Raw genomic sequence first — 17,662 nt, forward strand, 5'->3', positions numbered from 1 at the left:
TTAATCAATTATCTCACTTAATTTTCGTACTGTCGCTTCTATTGCATCAATAGTATGCATAATTTTTCCGATATCAAGTCTGTCCATTGTGTCAAGACTAGTATGGATAATATTCTTCATGACATTCCCTTCGGCAGCGGTTGAAAAAGCAATTGATGGAATATTTTTCTGGGCAAATATCATGTGATCTCCTTCAGGCCAGGGATCAACACGAACAACACCCGGATATTTTTTTCTAGTTTCCTCAGCTACTGCTTCATATGTATGCGGCATTGAAAAATATGCAACACTTGAGGGATTGCCACAAAGACCAATACCATCAAGGTTAATAACAAGACCGATATCTTGTAGATTGACTGAATCTGATGATAAATATGCCATCTCACCTGGGGCATTATAACATTCTTCTCCATTCAAAAAAACAAACTCAATATTATTTTTTGGAGGTCCCCTTCGAAGCCGATCTACAAGGACTAAGAGGGCTGCAACACCAGATGCATTATCAAGAGCACCAGGCGTATAATATTTCGTGTCAAAATGAGCACATAACACGATCTTCTTTCCTTCACCTGGAATCTGGCAAAGGATATTTGCAGCTCTTGATGGAGTAGTTTCAGAATCAATTGACAGATGGATGGATGTACCACTATGATCTAGTAAATAAGGAATATCTGATTCACTGATAGTCACTGATGGGAGTGAAAAATCCCCATCGATAAGGATTGGCGTCAGTTCTTTACCTGGATATGTAAAGATAACAGCGTGAGGATTTTTCTCTTCTAATAACCGAATAATCTCCTGATGTGATTCCAAATTAAAAAAAGGAAAATTTTTGGGCATCAATGGTGTTTGTGAAAGATCACCAGTAATCATTACAATAGTATCAGATACATCAGAGTAACGTAGTTCTTCAAGAGTGCGAATAATCTGTACCGACGTGGTCAGGTCACATGATGGAGAATAGGGATTCGCATATACACAGATGTTCTGATCTCCGGACTGCAGGGATGCTCTAGATACATTCCATTCTTTGCAATCAAATAACTGGTATGTTACCGGATAACCAAGGCATTCGAGATGTCTTCCAATATACTCCATTACCTGCCGGTTTGCCAGTGTTCCGGTTGGTCGTTCTCCAATTGTTTTGCAAATAGTCTTTAGGTGTCCATACAGGGTTGCCGGATTCATTAGATTGCTCTGATATTTGTATATCGGAGATTGTGATTCGAGTGTAAAAAACCCTTTTCATAAATGCAAAAACGATGGGAACCTAACTTTAATCATAAATAGAATGAAAAATTGTTGTGTATGCTGAAATTAACGGATTGTAAATTCAGCATATTCAATTTCTTTCTCGTTTTTTGGATCCCAGATATTTGAGAGAGTTGTGCTTGGATAAGCCTTCTTTTTTATGATGTCCCATCCATTTGGCATAATTGTTCCCGGACGTTCAATCTCCATGGATGCATCATAGACATTGACATGATATTTTCCTGGCTGGAATGGTATTTTCTTAATTTTTTCATTTATCTCTGCAGAAAAAATCACTTTCCCTGAGGCATCTTTTTTTACAGGAACAATAGTCAACGCATAATCTTCAGGCACATCAACAGTCAGATATGACTGTGTTCCATCAAGGTTATAACGAACAAGATTAATTCCCACTGGATTTACTGAATCACTGGAGGCTGCCAACTCTTTATACCGGACTTTTCCGGAGTTGTTCATCCGGGCATATTCTTCAGTTTCATCCCAGAATTCTTTTGGAAAGATCTCGATTCCTATTTTTTTAATCTTGTCAATGGTTGTGGAGCCGGTGATGTTAAACTTCTCTCCGGCTCCAGGTGTGCCAATAGAATCTATGGTAATATTCGAATTTGCTGATGCAAACCCAACCATTCCAATAACAATCATTGCAATTATTAATAATTGTTTCAGACTCATTTTTATCATCCACGTGACATAAGAATGTACTAAAAATTGCATTTAATCAGCAAAATTTATTATATGATTCTGTTTTTTTCCCATAAGGGGTTTCTTCTTTCATGTAAAAATCAGAAATTTAGAATTAAGGTATTGTGTGTTTTAATGATTTTTTAAAAAAAGATATTTTGAGTAAACACCTTGGATATATATAATTCGTTAGATATATCTGATTTGATATGCAATTTCCTTATAAATCGATTATCTCCCTGAACTTACCGTTGCTGAACCTCGTTGCAAAGCAATCTTTCCGGTTCTGACAAGTTCCAGTATTCCATATGGTTTTAGCAGATCTTCAATCGCAGCAATTTTTCCACTGTCGCCGGTGACTTCAACAACCAGAGTATCACTCCCGACATCAATAATTTTCGCCCGGAATATTCCTGCAATCTGCATTATCTCTGAACGGGCCGTTCCTGGTTCAGCTTTTACCTTTATCAGGGCCAGTTCCCGTTCAACATGCTCATATTCAGAAACATCAAGAACTTTAATAACCTCGATCAGTTTGTTCAGCTGCTTTTTTACCTGCTCTATCTGAACATCATTACCAGTAACAACGATGGTAATACGACTCGTCGCAGGTTGTTCACAGTGCCCTACAGCAAGACTTTCAATATTAAAACCGCGGCGGGAGAAGAGCCCGGTCACTCGGGAGAGAACACCAGGGCTGTCCTCAACAAGAACACTGAATATATGGGCAGTCATGGTTACTCCTCCTCATGACCGGTGTGGTGACCGACGATCATTTCACTGATATTTGCTCCTGCCGGAACCATCGGGAACACATTCTCTTCCCGTTCAACCCTGACATCCAGAACATAGGGCCCAGGATGTTCCAGAGCAGTACTTATAGCTGCTTTTACATCAGATGCTTTTGTGACTGTTGCAGCTTCAATACCATATGCTTTTGCAATCCGTTCAAAATGAACTTCAGGCAACTCGGTGTATGAGTACCGGTGCTCGTAGAAGAGCTGTTGCCATTGTCTGACCATTCCAAGAAACTGGTTATTCAGAACAATGACTTTCACAGGAATATTATACTGGGCTACTGTCCCAAGTTCCTGGATATTCATCTGAAATGAACCATCTCCGGCCAGGACAAAAACCGGCTGGTCAGGACATGCTAACTGTGCTCCCATCGAAGCAGGAAATCCATATCCCATTGTTCCAAGGCCACCAGAACTAATCCACTGTCTTGGCCTGGTGAATTTAAACCACTGAGCGGTCCACATCTGGTTCTGACCTACTTCACTGACAATAACTCCCTTTTCGCCTAGGATATCAGCAAGAGTTTTGATAACAAACTGGGGATAGAGTTTCCCATCAGATCGGTATCTGAGCGGATGATTTTTTTTCCATCCTGCTACGGTTTCAGACCATTCCGGATGTGGGCATGACTCCGGGATCTTTTTAATAATCTCGGTGAGTACACTTTTAGCATCTCCGACAATTGGAACATCCGGCTGCTTATTTTTTCCAATTTCAGCAGGATCAATATCAATATGGATGACTTTCGCTTGTGGTGCAAATGCTTCAATCTTGCCGGTCACCCGGTCATCAAACCTGACACCAATGGAAAAGAGCAGATCTGATTCAGTTATTGCATAATTTGCATACTCAGTCCCATGCATCCCAAGCATACCAAGGTTTAGCGGGTGATCTGTCGGAATACAACCAAGACCCATCAGGGTAGTGGTTATGGGCATGCACATTCGTTCAGCCAGGGCAACTAACTCTGCTGATGCATCGGATGAAATCACTCCACCCCCTGCATAAATAATTGGGCGCTTTGCCTGAAGCAGAAGATCTACTGCCCGCTGAATCATCTTGCTATGACCCTGGTATTTTGGTTTATATCCTCTGAGTCGTGGCTGCTCTTCCGGACCGTCCACATCAGGCACCATTGCTGTGCTGACATCTTTTGGAAGATCAATGAGGACAGGTCCTTTTCGTCCGGTACTTGCGATATGAAAAGCCTCTCTGATAATCCGTTTTAGATCACGAGCATCTGTTACCAGATAATTATGTTTGGTAACCGGCATCGTAATTCCAGTAATATCAGACTCTTGAAAGGCATCATTTCCCAGAAGAGATGTCGGAACCTGGCCGGTAATTGCAACTACCGGAATTGAGTCCATATATGCGGTTGCAAGACCGGTGACAAGATTGCATGCTCCCGGCCCTGAAGTGGCTAGACATACGCCAGTCTTACCACTTGCCCGTGCATATCCATCTGCTGCATGAATAGCGGCCTGTTCGTGGCGAACAAGGATATGACGAATATCAGCATCATAGAGTTCGTCATAAATCGGAAGAACAACACCACCCGGATACCCGAAGATGATGTCAACTCCCTGTTCCTTTAAACCTTCAATCAGTATTTGTGCTCCGCTTTTCATGATACTCCCTCAGCAGACGGTTCATCCCCGTGATGACCGCCTCCACGCTGGCCTGGATAATGTCAGTTCTGGCCCCGCGTGATGTTATCGTGTGTCCATCTTTTCTAAGCTTTACGGTAACTTCTACCATGGCGTCTGTTCCGCCGGTGACTGCATCTACATGATACTCATCAAGTCTGATGTCTCCGGCCACTGCAACGGACTGCTGTAATACCCGGAGTGCAGCATCAACCGGGCCATCTCCAGTCGCTGCACCAGTCACTTCCTTTCCATTTACCTGCATGGTAACAGAAGCAGTTGGAATTACATTTGTTCCTGAAACAACTGTATACTGCTTAAGTGAGATGACCGGCCTGCATTCAAGAAGCATGACCGCGTCTGATATAGCCATGACATCGGTATCAGTAACCCGCCGTCCTTCATCACCCAGAGTCTTGATTCGTTTTACAATCTCCTCAAGCTGACGGGGATTTGGAGAATACCCAAGCTCAGTCAGGGCGGCTTTTACCGAGGCAGACCCGGAATGTTTCCCAAGAACAATACGCCGCATTCTTCCCACAAGCTCTGGTGCAATCGGCTCATATGTCCTGGTGTCTCTGAAGAGTCCATGAGCATGGATCCCACTCTCATGAGTAAATGCCATAGTCCCGACAATCGGCTTGTTTGTAGCAAATGGAACACCAGTTAGTCGTGAAACCAAGGTCGACAGAGGATAGATCTTTCTTGTTTCTATACCTGTGTCCACCTTATACAGATGTTCAAGAGCCATAACCACTTCTTCGAACGGGGTGTTACCTGCACGCTCCCCAAGTCCGTTGACCGTTACATGACAACAGGATGCTCCGGCTTTCAGCGCAGCAAGTGTGTTTGCAAGGGCAAGCCCAAGATCATTGTGACAATGTATACTTAGTGGTGCAAGACAAAGAGGTGGTATTATCTCCGCAGTTACTTCCGGAGTAAGCACTCCGACAGTGTCACAGAAACAGAGCCGATCTGCACCATGCTCAATACCTGCAGCATAGAGGGTTTGGAGAAATTCCATGTCTGCTCTTGATGCATCTTCACCAGAGAGTTCTACAATAAGACCGCGGGTTTTTGCATATTCAACAGCTTCCATAGCCATTGAAAATACCTGTTCACGAGTCTTTTGCATCTTGCGTTCTATGTGAAGGTCTGAAACAGGAACAACCAGATGAACTGAATCTGCCCCAGCATCAGCAGCACAGTCTATATCCTGTGGTAATGCCCGGACATAGGTGCAGCATTCAGCGGACAGACCTGCCTGTGCAATAAGACGGATAGCTTCCCGTTCACCTTCAGAGGCAACCGCAGACCCTGCTTCGATGACATGAACCCCGATGTCTGATAATGCAGTGGCTATCTCTACCTTGTCTGTTGGAGACAGAGAGACGCCAGGGGTCTGTTCGCCATCTCGAAGCGTTGTATCCAGGAATCGAATCTTTTTATCGCGCAATAAAACAATCACTCATAGGATGTCACTCCCGGATCAATGTCGTCGTTGGAATGCATATAAATTTTCCATCCATTCAATGAATGTTTTAAATGATGGTGCAAAATTGTAAGAAAAGTGGTGCATATTTACCCCGTTCGAGCATAGGGTATGATCCTGACACACTTTTTATCGAGCCTTGGCCTGCACCCGTGGCTCAATGAGCGTCCATATCCAGTCAGCCATCTCACGAATGTTCTTTGTCTGAACATACACATCCCCGGGTCCGGTAATATCGGTGACTAAAAATTCCCCACTCAGAAGAGTTTCTTTCCATCCACCAAATTTTGTTACCTGGTACTGACATGAATCACTAAATGCAACCAGGTGGAAGTTATCAACAATAAGCCGTTCTCCAGCTCCAAGAACATGCTTGTCAATCGCTCCAAAGGTATTGATAAAAAGAAGTCCTTCTCCGGATACCTTAATCATAAAAAGTCCCTGGCCAAACAACCCCTTTGAAAAGCCCTGCCATTCCACATCAAGATTGACATCTTTTTCTGAAGCGAGATACGCTGATTTCTGGATGATAAATCCTTTTCCCGGTGAAACCTGCAAGGTGTCTACGTCTCCTAAGGGGGCCGCTGAAAATCCGGCTTTTCCAGGTGAGTTTGTGGCAGTAAAATCATTCACAAAGAAAGACTGACCGCCGATGAGGGCCATTCCTATCGAACCAAGAAGCCCCTTTTTTCGCATCCGTGTATGAACCTCAATAGAAGGCTGCATCCAGCTCATCGATCCTGCTTCAGCAGTGATGGATTCATTCGGTTGAAGGGTCACTTCAAGCATTGCGTAGGATGGTTTGTACTTGATCTCATACTGCATGGTATTTCCGTCAGATGAAGCCTGGATGTCTGATGAGATAAGCACTCTGGTTCGTTGATCTTTTACAGTGGTGCATTTAATGCGCGACAATGCACCACATTACCAACGGTGCATTCATGGTCCGGATTCGGATCACACATGAAGGAAAAAAGATATCAGGTCCACCCCAATGAATGAGAAGAGAACAAGACAAGAGGCTATCATGTTAGAGAAATACTATGACAAAGATGCCGACATGTCAGCTATCTCTTCAAAGACGATAGCAGTCATCGGGTATGGATCCCAGGGCAGAGGACAGGCATTAAACCTGAAAGATAGCGGTCTTAACGTTGTTATCGGTCTTCGTCCAGGTAAGAGCTGGGACCTGGCAAAAAGTGAAGGCTTTGAAGTGATGGAAGTCGCCGATGCAGCAAAAAAGGCAGATGTAATTCAGATCCTCATCCCTGATGAACACCAGGGAGCAGTCTACCGTGAACAGATTGCAAAAGGACTTACCAAAGGCAAGACCCTCATGTTCTCACACGGATTTAACATCCACTTCGGCCAGATTGTTCCCCCGGCTGATGTAGATGTAGTCATGGTGGCACCAAAAGGACCAGGACATATGGTTCGGCGGACATATACCGAAGGAAAGGGTGTTCCCGCACTCATCGCTATCCACCAGGATGTTTCTGGAAATGCACGAAAACTTGCTCTTGCCTATGCAAAAGGAATTGGAGCCACCCGTGCAGTTGTCTTTGAGACATCATTCCGCGAGGAGACCGAGACTGATCTCTTTGGAGAACAGGCAGTTTTGTGTGGTGGAATGACATCACTCATTCGGGCAGGATTTGAAACCCTTGTTGAAGCTGGATATGCACCGGAAATGGCATATCTTGAGGTACTCCATGAGACAAAACTCATCGTTGACCTCATTTATGAAGGTGGATTTACTAAAATGCGTAATGCAATCTCGAACACTGCACAGTTTGGAGACCTGACCAGGGGACCCAGAGTTATTGGTCAGGAGTCATATCTGGCTATGCAGGAGATTCTTGAAGAAATTCAGACAGGAGCATTTGCAAAAGAATGGATGCTTGAGAATATGGTCAATCGTCCTGTATTTACCGCACTCACCAAAGCCGATGAAGAGCACCTCATCGAAGAAGTTGGAAAAGAGATCAGGGCAACCATGCCCCAGTTTAAAAATCTCTAAATATTCTCAATATTATTTTTTCCTGACAGACAAAGAACCATAAAGCGTTCAATATCCGGAAGAATATCAGACGAACGCTTTCGGATAGAACGGATGCTGTCATCACGCTGGTTCATTCCACAATGAGCAAGATTATTTCGAAGATCAGATACCCGAATCCAGATCCTGACCAACTCTTTCCAGTCTGGATACAATATCAGATCATCTGAATATTGGGTTTTGTCATATGATTTTTGTTGCAAATCCAAAGCTCCACCGGTCAATGTTCTGGATACCTGGTGGCGGATATCAGCATCCAACCAGTTTGCATTCACATTCATCCGAATCATTAAAAGAGTTATCAGTACTTCGCGGGCAAGAGTAACTGCCTGGAGATATAATCCCTTATCAAGCTGGAATGATATCACCCGGATCTGTTTTTGAATATATTCTTCCGAGCAGTGATCAGGTTCAGGTTCTGCTGCAAGATCTGCAAGTTCCCTGGTTGCTCCAAGAACGGGAACAAGGGATGGAGCATACCTGACCAGTTCTTCATTGACTTCATCCATATCACGGACTATTCCTGATGCAGCATACATCGCATCAACCGGACGAGCAAGGCGGACTGCGTCACTAAATTGCCAGAGTAGGCTTGCCCAACCAGTCAAACGAACCGGAGGATTTTGTTCTTCTCCTGACCGGTGAATGTTGCCTTGTAGATGATTGAGAAGGTTGTATATTGGCTCTGCATCAACATAGTGCGTAACTGATCTGACTCCTGCAATCCAATCCAAAATGTCCATCAAGGGTTTGAGGTCTACGAACCTGCAAAATCCATCATCACCAATAGCAGGTGCATAGATAACACCATGAATTGTTACATGTCTGACCGAGTGGAGATAAGAAGCGGCCAGGAAGGTCATGAAGGGTAACGAATGGCACCCTGCTGTGATATCGAAGAGAATTTCTTCATGATCAAGGGGGAGGGTACATAAAATACTAAAAATCTCCCACAACTGATCTTCATCAGTTCCACATGGGATCCATACTTTGTTAACCGGAATATTACGGCTTTCTAAAGATGAAGCAATATGTGCAGCAGCCGGTTCAGAAAGGCAAAGAATAATCTCATTTGGATGATACAAATGAAATATTGCCTCCTGAACAAGGTCTGATTCCATACAGGTTGTGTCACGACAATATCTTCTTTTTTCTAATAGGCCAGGACCAGCAAATGAGATACATCGCATCTGATTCATTCATTTGTTTACATGCCTATATGTAACTGAACGAATATCTTGTGGCTTCATCGATGAAAATTGCATTTGTATATGATGTGCTCTATCCAGATACCATAGGGGGGGTAGAAAAGCGGATATATGAGATTGGCAAACGTCTTGCGAAACGAGGTCATGAAGTTCATGTATTTCCTATGACCACAGGATCAGGGAATGAGATTATCCGCCGCGATGGACTAATTATACACCCGGTATGCCGACCAATTGGGCTTTATACAGGAGGGAGACGATCAGTCTTTCAGGCAGTCTGGTATGCTCTGCACCTCTTTCCAGTTCTTCTCAGGATTCGGGTTGACATCATAGATTGTCAGAATTTCCCATATTTTCCCATTGTAATATCCAGGATCATCGGATGGCTTAGACATGAAAATTATGTAATTACCTGGCATGAATGCTGGGGAGAATTTTGGTACCAATACCTTGGTCTTGGTGGATTTTTTGGGAGACTAACTGAAAAATTTTCGCTTCTTTTATCACATCATTCCATTGCAGTGTCACATCATACAGTAACTCGGATGAAAGCAGAAGAAAAAACATGTGAACCGATAATAATCCCGAATGGCATTACTCTTGATGATATCACCATAATCCAGCCATTTACAAAACAGGTGGATGTTATATTTGTTGGCCGGTTTATACCAGAAAAACATCCGGAACTCGTTATTGAGGCTATCAGGATTCTTGTACATACCTATCCTGCAATCACCTGTTCACTGATAGGAGATGGACCGATGATGTCAGAATTACATGAAAAAATTCACGATTATAGACTTTCTGATAATATTCATCTTGAAGGGTTTATCAGCGATTATAAAGAGGTTATCGGAAGAATAAAATCTGCCCGGGTATTTGTGCTCCCCAGTGAGCGGGAGGGATTTGGAATTGTCTGTGTTGAGGCATTGGCATGTAATGTCCCCATCGTAACTACACAATATCCCCTGAATGCAGCTTGTGACCATGTTCTGCCAGGATGTGGGTATGCTGCGATGCCAAATGCTCAGGATATTGCTAAAGGGATTCAGATGTACCTATTCAGACAACCAGATGTGTCCGTTATTCACGATTATATTAAGAAACATGACTGGGACACAATTGTCTGTTTGCTTGAACAGACATACAACAAACTGATCTTATCCAAATGAGAAATTCTTCCCTGTATTGAGGAGAGGCTTAATGGATCTGAGAAGAATACTATCATGGAAGAAATAAAATTTCTCCGGGATAATACTGAAGTATCAGGGTATATCATTCCTATTGGTCCAGTCAACCTCGTTTTTGCAAAAACCAATAAGGGTATTGTCGGATGCGGTGCCATTGATGTTATCGCCCTTGAGAAATTTCATATTCCGGCAGTTAAAGTCAAACCCTCCTCTGGAGATTCAATACATGACATTGATGAACTTCTGAAAGGGGTTGTGGTTGTAGTAAATTCTGATGCAAAAGAAGCAGGTATTCATCTGGACATGACCGGAGAAGAAGCGATTTTATCACTTCTCTGATTTTCATTTGATACAACCTGGAAAGGCACATTTTTAAGGAAGTATGAGGTAATGAAAAGTATGTTTTCCCATATTCTAGCTGGAGTAGATGGCTCAAAGGAGAGCTTTCGAGCACTTTCTTTTGCATTAACCTTAGCAAAACAGTTTAATGGAACGGTTGACGCAATGTATTCAATCCCCCCACGGATATATGCAGAACTAGCCGAACGTGAAGTAAAAGTAGAAGAACCCACAGGTGATGTAAAATTTATAAGTATGCTTCAACAGGAAGAAAACCACATCAGAGATTTAGTTCTGAGTTATGCTGAAAAAGAAGGAATTTCAATAGGATTTCATACCCGAGTAGGTGATCCTGTAGATTCGATGATGGAGTTTGTATCAACATCAAATATTGATCTAATTATCGTCGGATCATCAGGGAAAGGTATGGCAGACCGGTTAATCCTTGGAAGTGTCAGTACTGGGATCGTACATAAAAGTCCAGTGCCAGTGCTCGTTACGAAGCCTGAATCCTGAAAAATTTATTTTTATCCCTTCAGGGACGGTTATAATAAACATTACCGTTTATTTTAGCAAGAAATACTGACCAGAGTGGTGTTAATGCCAGTAAGGCAAGCCATCCCAGAATTGGGATCATAGTTAAGCCGGAAATTATGAAGAAAAACACTGTCGTCAGTAACCATACAATAATCCACATAACAATGTAACTTCCCCATCCAATTCCATCAGATATATTCCGGGTTATTTCTCCAATACTAAAGGCGTCTAATAACCTGCCAGATCGTGAAAAGTGCACATATGCCATGTTCATCACAAGTGTTATGAGAAGGAATACCAGGAATGCGAGGAAGAGTCCGATACTTCCAACCATAAGTCCACCAATATGAGTCATTTTTCCTTCGGCAAACAAACCGGCTAGCGCAGAAATTACACCAACAGCTCCAAATGCAAGTGCGATGATAATTGCTGGTATCATGTACAGAATGGTAACTATGTTCATCTTCCAGCCATCGACAAATAATTTACCATACTCATCTATCTCTGGGGCCATATCATCCGGTTGTGCATATACCCGGACCAGGTATCCACTGACAAGGGGTATGATGTTTATAGTGAACATCTGGATGAGTGAAAGAATAATTAGAACTATCCATCGTTTCCAGTGATCTATTAGACCTGTTTTTACGTACTCTGAAGCATTTGAAATAATTGCGGAATACGATGCCATGTATGTTGATTGGTTTTGATATAATAATATAATTATGAAAAGATGAAATCCGGTGGGTGATTTGGATACATTTCTAAGAAAATATATTCCGGATAAACCGGAATATCAGAGGTATTCTGGATCGTAAAAGAAATTACACGTACAATGACCAGCCTGTTCAAGTTCATGTACATGATACTCACAGGGACAAATGATGGCCTTATCTTTCTCTTTATCTCCTGAACGAATACGGCACGGACAATACCGTTCACCATGTCGGTCAGAATTCCGGGACAGCCCCTTGATCACTGCATTTCGTTGTTTTTCATCAGGATTGAGAACCCATCCTTTCGATCGGGAATACTCCAGAGCCCAACTTTTTATTTCATCTTCAGTTTCTGCCACAGGATCTCCCATGTAAGTTTCAGCTCACACAGACTTCAATATAATGGACTAAAAAGTTCCACATTTTTCCACCGTGATTCTATCCAATTGATCTGAATATGTCTATCCTGCAGTATTTTTTAAAAAATGATGCTCATTTTTGCCAATTTAAACCTCTGGATCACATTATCAAGAAAGAAATTTGAACAAACCATACCCATTTATGTTTTCCATGGATTTTTCGCAAAGTTATCTGGTTTTCGTTTCCATTGGGATCACGTCTTCCTTTTATGGTAAAAGAGAGGTAATAACAGCTGTTAGTAATAATTATGTATATTTGACAGAATTTAAGGGGAGTATTTTCTCCCTGCGCTGCTTAATATATCCTTCCCTGTTGTTCAATCAGGTGCAAAATTGGAACAACATTTCGCTCACTCATCTGACATCATATCAAAATTTGCCAAGAAAGAAGTAACCATCAACGAAATCATAAAATTTTGTGAAAAAAAGAAAATCGAAAGGGGATTTTCCTATATGGAAAATTCAGGAATAATTCGTTTTAACACATTCCGGTACGCGGTAATGACATCCCCTTTATCAAACCGGTATACATCTTTATCAAATGATTCGCCGGTTTCTTTATCCCACAATCGCATGGAATCCATACTAATCTCATCACCGAGGAAGATGTTCCCGCCTGCCTTTCCAAACTCAAGTTTGAAATCAACCAGACGAATGCCGCATTCATCAAAGAACCGGGTAAGAACAGTGTTTACCAGTAATGCTATCTTCTTTACCTGTGTGAGTTCATCGCCGGTCAGAATATGCAGGACCTGAATGAGATCATCATTTATCATGGGATCTCCCCGTTCATCATCCTTGTAATCAATGGTAACTACCGGCCAATCCAGGACAGTTCCTTCAGCAACCGGATACTTTTTCGTCATCGAACCGGCAGCAACATTCCTGACAATGACTTCAAGGGGGATCATTTCCAAGCGACGGACGATCATTGTGTCAGGAGCAGACATTCGGATATAGTGGGTTTTAATTCCCTCGGCCTCCAGCATCTTCATAAAAAAATTCGATGCAGTTGCATTCAGTCTTCCCTTGTCAGTAAACAGGTCATGCTTGACCCCATTAAAGGCGGTCATATCATTTCGAAAGACAACAATCAGTTCATCAGGATTTTCACTGGTATAAACTGATTTTGCTTTCCCCTCATACAGGGGTTTTGCCGGTATCACGGATGAACCTCTCATAAGTATTGTGTTCTCAAGACTGATGATACGTTCCCTGATCTTGTCATGATACCAACCCTTCCGGATGTACTGCGGGTAGATACATAACCGCTCCTGTAATGTATATCCCTTTGTCAACGCTGCAAGTTCATCAAATGCCGGCCAGGGATGATCAGGATTTACATAGTCAATTGTTACTGGAGAGATACCACCAAGATCAGTAACTCCACAAAGAAGAATTTTCTCTGCATCCGCAAGATTAGGAGGAATCTGAATAGCAATATCCGGAGGAAGAATCTCTTTTGCCATCCGGACGGTCTCTTGCATGTCACGAAGAGATGCTCCAGGAAATGCACTCATCTCTGTACCTGGTTTCGGACAGAAATTTTGAATTATTATCTCCTGTATATGCCCGTATTTTTTATGTAAATCTGCAATGACCTGCAGGGATTGTCTTCGGTCGGACGGAGTTTCACCGATTCCAAGTAAAATGCCTGTAGTAAATGGAATTTTTAATCTTCCTGCATCCTCTATCATAGCAATCCGCCGACCGGGCTCTTTTCCCAGACAATTCCTGTGTGCAGGAATATCAGCTGTTGTCTCCAGCATCAGACCCATACTGGCATTCACATCTGACAGGTACTTCATTTCATCTGCGGTCATAACTCCGGCATTGGTATGAGGAAGAAGGCCTATTCGGAGTGCCTCTTCTGCCATAGCATGACAATATTCCAGGATTGATGAGTACCCAAATTGTTCCAGGAAGGGCAAAAATCCATCCACTTCTTCAGGGCGTTCCCCAAAGGTAAAGAGTGCCTCGGTGCATCCAGCCTCTGCCCCGCGCCTGAGTATCTGAAGAACTTCGTCAGGAGAGAGAACACATCCATCGCCGGGCGGGCGCCGGAAGATACAGTACCCACAGGAATTTCTGCAAACAAAAGTTAAAGGCAGAAAAACATTCCGCGAATATGTAATAACCGATGACATGGTACCTGTCTGATGTGCCGGGGATCCTTATGGTGGTTTTGGGTTTTGATAAGTACTGCGATTCCTTTTTCCATCTCTGATGGCAACCATGTTTTCAAGATGCGGATACCGGTTGTCATCCCCTACAAACCAATAAATCCAAAGACTCGTCTTTCATGCATTCTAACCGAGAATGAGCGGGAAAGTTTTGCTTATGCAATGCTCCGGGATGTCGTTGATGCAGTGAAAAGTGCAGGATGCTCACCTCTTATCCTTGCTACAGCACCAGTTACACTTGATGATGTTCCAGTCCAAATCCTGGAAGAAGGACTAAACGAAACAATAAATAAGTTCTGCGAGGGAAATGAAGAGCCGATGGCTATTGTTATGGCTGATCTTGCTCTTGCTGACCGGTCGTCAATTCTCTCTCTTCTCACTTCCGGTGGCGATCTCGCCATTGCTCCAGGACGAGGTGGAGGAACTAACGGAATATATGTCAGATCTGCAACATTATTTCAAGCTCAGTACTATGGAATGAGTTATGAAAAACACGTCAGGTATGGGACAGATACCGGACTTATGGTAAAAATAATCGATTCATTCAGATTATACTGTGACATTGACGAGCAGGATGACCTAATAGAAATCTTCATCCACAATAATGGATATTCACGGGACTGGCTTATCAGACAAGGATTTGAAATTGCAATGAAAAAGAGCAGAATTGGTGTAAAAAGGCCTGATTGTGAGAGTGATCTTTAATCATTTCAGGTCAGGGAGCATTATCTGAATCTTACTGTTATATGTCATTGGTATTTCCATTCCGGCGCATTCAATTATCATCGCTTCAACCAGAATAAAAGCCTCTGCTTCTCCACGAAGACATCCCGTAAGAGCCTCATCTCTCCTGCCTCCAGAAATATGCAGATGAATTGCAGGACCATCAGTACCAGTTCTTATAAGTCCGATTCCTATAAGCTCATGAGCAAGGACGACTGATTCTTCATGATAAATCGGGGGTAGAATATCAACAGCCGGTCCGGTGACAAGTTGTGCGTTTTTCACTGCACCTATGAAATGAATAACACCAGCTTTGATCTCTTTCTCCTTTACAAAGGTATTGATGGTCTTTATTGGATCTTCACCATGCTCAATATGGAGGTAAAAAATTCGTCCGCATGTTCCGGAGGTATATTTCATGGAATATTGTTAGTAGTCAGATAATTTCAGATCATTGGTTTATTGTATTCGTATTAGACTTGGACATGCTCCTCATCATCTTGGTACTCACGGCGGGTATAGGAATACTTATCAGATATTCCTCCCTGGAGGACTATGTAATACCATTCATATATGGTATTCCAGAATCCAAACTCATGATACCTTCTGAAATCAAAACCAACCTTCATATCTGGAGCGAATTGAACCTTCCCCATCTTTCGCATCCTGACTGCAATCTCAAGATCATCTCCAGCATCCATGATCCGGTACATCCCGGCTTTCAGAAGAGCATCCTTTCGAAATGCAGTATTACATCCAAGTGTGTAATAATAAAGTCGTGAATGGGCACCGAATTTAATGAGGCCATTGAATAACAGGGAATACCGTCGGTTTACATCATTCCGTTCAATCGGTGTCACCGGTCCAAAGGATAGGACAACATCTGGATCAGAAAATGAACCAATTGCCTGTTCAATCCAGTTTGGTGCAACAATACTATCTGCATCGGTTGTTGCAACCAGCCCATGACGTGAGCGTAGAAAACCATCATTTCTCGCTCCGGCCACGCGTTCAGACTCCTGAACAAAGACGAGGTCTGCATAATCCTGAGCTATTTGACAAGTTTTGTCATGAGAACCACCATCAACAACAATCAGTTCGTACTGATCACGAGGGACGGTCTGGTTTGACAAGGCAATAAGACTTCGTTCTATTCTTTTTTCTTCATTAAATGCTGGAATAACAACGGATATCATGATAATAGATAACTGCCGGGATTTCTGAATAGTACTATACCATCTTATACTGCTACCCGCTTACATAGAAGGTTTATTCATGATGGCTCTGGGTATATTATTCCGGATTATCAGGAGACTGAAGTGAAACTTTCATCACGTGGGCTTTTTGCAATCTCAATGCTATTTAGTTTCTCGGTTATAATTGTGGTATTTGGAGCCACATTTACCGAAGAGACAATTGGATATATCCTCTCCTTTAACATTCTCTTTCTGATTCTGGCCATAGGATTTCGGATCCTGGCCCTTATCCTCTGGGGTATCCGTATAGTGCTCATGTCGCGGTCACTTGGTTATCAGGTTGGATTTTTTTATTCTTTGAACATGGTTCTTGCAGGATTATTAGCTGGCACAATAACACCAGGCCAGGCAGGGGGTGAGCCGGTAAGGGTTCATGAATTGTACCGGGCAGGAGTGAAAGTGGGAGATGCAACAGCGGTTGTGATTATGGAACGGGTTCTTGATGGAATCATACTGACCGTGATGGGCATTGTCATTATGCTGATGACAAAGGAGATCTGGAGCACCTTTAGCACAAGCCTGATCATCCTTATCATCGTCGCCTGGGTGTTTCTTCTAAGTTTTCTTTTTATTCCCTTCCTTGCGATCCGGTACCCTATTAAAATGAAGTGCCTTATACTCCGGCTCATTTCATGGATTACCAATAAACTATCAAAGACCCGTTTTTCTACCTCCCGGATATGTGCTTGTGCTGATACAGAAATTGACAATTTTTTTACCTGTTTTAACCGGTTTGCAGGTCCGGCACGGTGGGGTCTCATTGCAGGCGGGGTAGCAACTGGATTATTCTGGATTACTGAATTCATTGTTGCATCAGTCATACTGATGGGACTCGGACTTGATCCATCCATCATCCTATCATTCTTATTTCAGATCCTGATCGCAATTATTATGATGATTCCAACAACTCCAGGATCATCTGGAATAACGGAATTATCAACATCGTCACTATATGCTCTAATCGTTCCGGCTGCAATGCTTGGAATATTTGTCCTTTTATGGCGATTTGTTACATTTTACTTGAATATTATTCTCGGAACTATAGCGGGAATGTTTATCGTCCACCGGGAAATTGCAACCAGATCAGAAAATCCTGAAAAAGAATAACACACGAGCAAAACAATTGTAAAAAAAGAGGTG

18 protein-coding genes are annotated in these 17,662 nt (G+C 42.7%); 6 read left to right on the forward strand and 12 right to left on the reverse strand.

Features of this window, described 5'->3' with window-relative positions; translation table 11 throughout:
* The 6 genes from KSK55_RS14685 to KSK55_RS14710 form a co-directional block, all read right to left on the reverse strand.
* Positions 1-1,188 carry a M28 family metallopeptidase gene (locus KSK55_RS14685; RefSeq protein WP_218607451.1) on the reverse strand — a complete coding sequence of 396 codons (1,188 nt, stop codon included), beginning with the start codon at positions 1,186-1,188 and terminating at the stop codon, positions 1-3.
* A gap of 129 nt (positions 1,189-1,317) precedes the next feature.
* On the reverse strand, positions 1,318-1,944 hold the full coding sequence (locus KSK55_RS14690; RefSeq protein WP_214420932.1) for a hypothetical protein: 627 nt from the start codon (positions 1,942-1,944) through the stop codon (positions 1,318-1,320).
* Positions 1,945-2,184: 240 nt separating this feature from the next.
* Positions 2,185-2,688, reverse strand: a complete 504-nt coding sequence (gene ilvN / locus KSK55_RS14695) for an acetolactate synthase small subunit (RefSeq protein WP_218607452.1) — start codon at positions 2,686-2,688, stop codon at positions 2,185-2,187.
* A gap of 2 nt (positions 2,689-2,690) precedes the next feature.
* A complete protein-coding gene (gene ilvB / locus KSK55_RS14700; RefSeq protein ID WP_214420934.1) occupies positions 2,691-4,382 on the reverse strand; it encodes a biosynthetic-type acetolactate synthase large subunit in 1,692 nt (563 codons plus the stop codon).
* Positions 4,354-5,868 (reverse strand): 2-isopropylmalate synthase, encoded by a 1,515-nt coding sequence (locus KSK55_RS14705; RefSeq protein ID WP_256664045.1) that lies wholly within the window; start codon positions 5,866-5,868, stop codon positions 4,354-4,356. Before KSK55_RS14705 ends, ilvB begins: the two co-directional genes overlap by 29 nt.
* A gap of 153 nt (positions 5,869-6,021) precedes the next feature.
* A complete protein-coding gene (locus tag KSK55_RS14710) occupies positions 6,022-6,807 on the reverse strand; it encodes a TIGR00266 family protein (protein WP_250545263.1) in 786 nt (261 codons plus the stop codon).
* Positions 6,808-6,919: 112 nt separating this feature from the next.
* On the opposite strand from KSK55_RS14710, the gene ilvC reads away from it, so the two are divergent.
* On the forward strand, positions 6,920-7,912 hold the full coding sequence (gene ilvC, locus KSK55_RS14715; RefSeq protein WP_214421331.1) for a ketol-acid reductoisomerase: 993 nt from the start codon (positions 6,920-6,922) through the stop codon (positions 7,910-7,912).
* On the opposite strand, the gene KSK55_RS14720 is transcribed toward ilvC, so the two are convergent.
* Complete coding sequence (locus KSK55_RS14720) at positions 7,909-9,150, reverse strand: TM1812 family CRISPR-associated protein (protein ID WP_218607453.1); 1,242 nt, start codon at positions 9,148-9,150, stop codon at positions 7,909-7,911. The two genes, ilvC and KSK55_RS14720, sit on opposite strands and share 4 nt — an antisense overlap.
* Before the next feature lie 53 nt (positions 9,151-9,203).
* On the opposite strand from KSK55_RS14720, the gene KSK55_RS14725 reads away from it, so the two are divergent.
* Genes KSK55_RS14725 through KSK55_RS14735 form a run of 3 tightly spaced genes read left to right on the forward strand, consistent with a single transcriptional unit; the run spans position 9,204 to position 11,204 of the window.
* Entirely contained in the window at positions 9,204-10,331 is a 1,128-nt protein-coding gene (locus tag KSK55_RS14725; RefSeq protein WP_218607454.1) for a glycosyltransferase family 4 protein, read from the forward strand.
* 54 nt (positions 10,332-10,385) lie between these two features.
* Positions 10,386-10,688, forward strand: coding sequence for a YunC family protein (locus KSK55_RS14730; protein ID WP_214420937.1), 303 nt, complete (start codon positions 10,386-10,388; stop codon positions 10,686-10,688).
* 60 nt (positions 10,689-10,748) lie between these two features.
* On the forward strand, positions 10,749-11,204 hold the full coding sequence (locus KSK55_RS14735; protein WP_218607455.1) for a universal stress protein: 456 nt from the start codon (positions 10,749-10,751) through the stop codon (positions 11,202-11,204).
* A 19-nt stretch (positions 11,205-11,223) separates the two neighbouring features.
* Here KSK55_RS14735 and KSK55_RS14740 read toward each other — a convergent pair whose 3' ends face one another.
* From KSK55_RS14740 to cofG, 3 genes are all read right to left on the reverse strand, one after another.
* The gene (locus tag KSK55_RS14740; protein ID WP_214420939.1) at positions 11,224-11,916 is read right to left on the reverse strand and encodes a DUF4013 domain-containing protein; all 693 of its coding nucleotides are present in this window, start codon (positions 11,914-11,916) and stop codon (positions 11,224-11,226) included.
* Between the two features lie 105 nt (positions 11,917-12,021).
* On the reverse strand, positions 12,022-12,300 hold the full coding sequence (locus tag KSK55_RS14745) for a ferredoxin-thioredoxin reductase catalytic domain-containing protein (protein ID WP_372238728.1): 279 nt from the start codon (positions 12,298-12,300) through the stop codon (positions 12,022-12,024).
* 509 nt (positions 12,301-12,809) lie between these two features.
* Positions 12,810-14,507 carry a 7,8-didemethyl-8-hydroxy-5-deazariboflavin synthase CofG gene (gene cofG / locus KSK55_RS16760; protein ID WP_372238729.1) on the reverse strand — a complete coding sequence of 566 codons (1,698 nt, stop codon included), beginning with the start codon at positions 14,505-14,507 and terminating at the stop codon, positions 12,810-12,812.
* Positions 14,508-14,519: 12 nt separating this feature from the next.
* Here cofG and cofC point away from each other — a divergent pair, with 12 nt between their 5' ends.
* A complete protein-coding gene (gene cofC / locus KSK55_RS14760) occupies positions 14,520-15,248 on the forward strand; it encodes a 2-phospho-L-lactate guanylyltransferase (protein WP_250545264.1) in 729 nt (242 codons plus the stop codon).
* Here cofC and KSK55_RS14765 read toward each other — a convergent pair whose 3' ends face one another.
* The gene (locus KSK55_RS14765) at positions 15,249-15,686 is read right to left on the reverse strand and encodes a PPC domain-containing DNA-binding protein (RefSeq protein WP_218607456.1); all 438 of its coding nucleotides are present in this window, start codon (positions 15,684-15,686) and stop codon (positions 15,249-15,251) included.
* Between the two features lie 53 nt (positions 15,687-15,739).
* Positions 15,740-16,462 carry a glycosyltransferase family 2 protein gene (locus KSK55_RS14770; protein ID WP_218607457.1) on the reverse strand — a complete coding sequence of 241 codons (723 nt, stop codon included), beginning with the start codon at positions 16,460-16,462 and terminating at the stop codon, positions 15,740-15,742.
* Between the two features lie 123 nt (positions 16,463-16,585).
* Here KSK55_RS14770 and KSK55_RS14775 point away from each other — a divergent pair, with 123 nt between their 5' ends.
* Positions 16,586-17,629: a lysylphosphatidylglycerol synthase transmembrane domain-containing protein gene (locus KSK55_RS14775; protein ID WP_250545265.1), complete on the forward strand. Its 1,044-nt coding sequence runs from the start codon at positions 16,586-16,588 to the stop codon at positions 17,627-17,629.
* Positions 17,630-17,662: the final 33 nt, after the last annotated feature.

Source organism: Methanospirillum hungatei (assembly GCF_019263745.1).
Classification (GTDB): domain Archaea; phylum Halobacteriota; class Methanomicrobia; order Methanomicrobiales; family Methanospirillaceae; genus Methanospirillum; species Methanospirillum purgamenti.

Coding starts and splice junctions, on each gene's coding strand:
- KSK55_RS14685 (WP_218607451.1), bottom strand. CDS start 1,188: ATGAATCCGGCAACCCTGTATGGACACCTAAAGACTATTTGCAAAACA.
- KSK55_RS14690 (WP_214420932.1), bottom strand. CDS start 1,944: ATGAGTCTGAAACAATTATTAATAATTGCAATGATTGTTATTGGAATG.
- ilvN (WP_218607452.1), bottom strand. CDS start 2,688: ATGACTGCCCATATATTCAGTGTTCTTGTTGAGGACAGCCCTGGTGTT.
- ilvB (WP_214420934.1), bottom strand. CDS start 4,382: ATGAAAAGCGGAGCACAAATACTGATTGAAGGTTTAAAGGAACAGGGA.
- ilvC (WP_214421331.1), top strand. CDS start 6,920: ATGTTAGAGAAATACTATGACAAAGATGCCGACATGTCAGCTATCTCT.
- KSK55_RS14720 (WP_218607453.1), bottom strand. CDS start 9,150: ATGAATCAGATGCGATGTATCTCATTTGCTGGTCCTGGCCTATTAGAA.
- KSK55_RS14725 (WP_218607454.1), top strand. CDS start 9,204: ATGAAAATTGCATTTGTATATGATGTGCTCTATCCAGATACCATAGGG.
- KSK55_RS14730 (WP_214420937.1), top strand. CDS start 10,386: ATGGAAGAAATAAAATTTCTCCGGGATAATACTGAAGTATCAGGGTAT.
- KSK55_RS14735 (WP_218607455.1), top strand. CDS start 10,749: ATGTTTTCCCATATTCTAGCTGGAGTAGATGGCTCAAAGGAGAGCTTT.
- KSK55_RS14740 (WP_214420939.1), bottom strand. CDS start 11,916: ATGGCATCGTATTCCGCAATTATTTCAAATGCTTCAGAGTACGTAAAA.
- cofG (WP_372238729.1), bottom strand. CDS start 14,507: ATGTCATCGGTTATTACATATTCGCGGAATGTTTTTCTGCCTTTAACT.
- cofC (WP_250545264.1), top strand. CDS start 14,520: ATGTGCCGGGGATCCTTATGGTGGTTTTGGGTTTTGATAAGTACTGCG.
- KSK55_RS14765 (WP_218607456.1), bottom strand. CDS start 15,686: ATGAAATATACCTCCGGAACATGCGGACGAATTTTTTACCTCCATATT.
- KSK55_RS14770 (WP_218607457.1), bottom strand. CDS start 16,462: ATGATATCCGTTGTTATTCCAGCATTTAATGAAGAAAAAAGAATAGAA.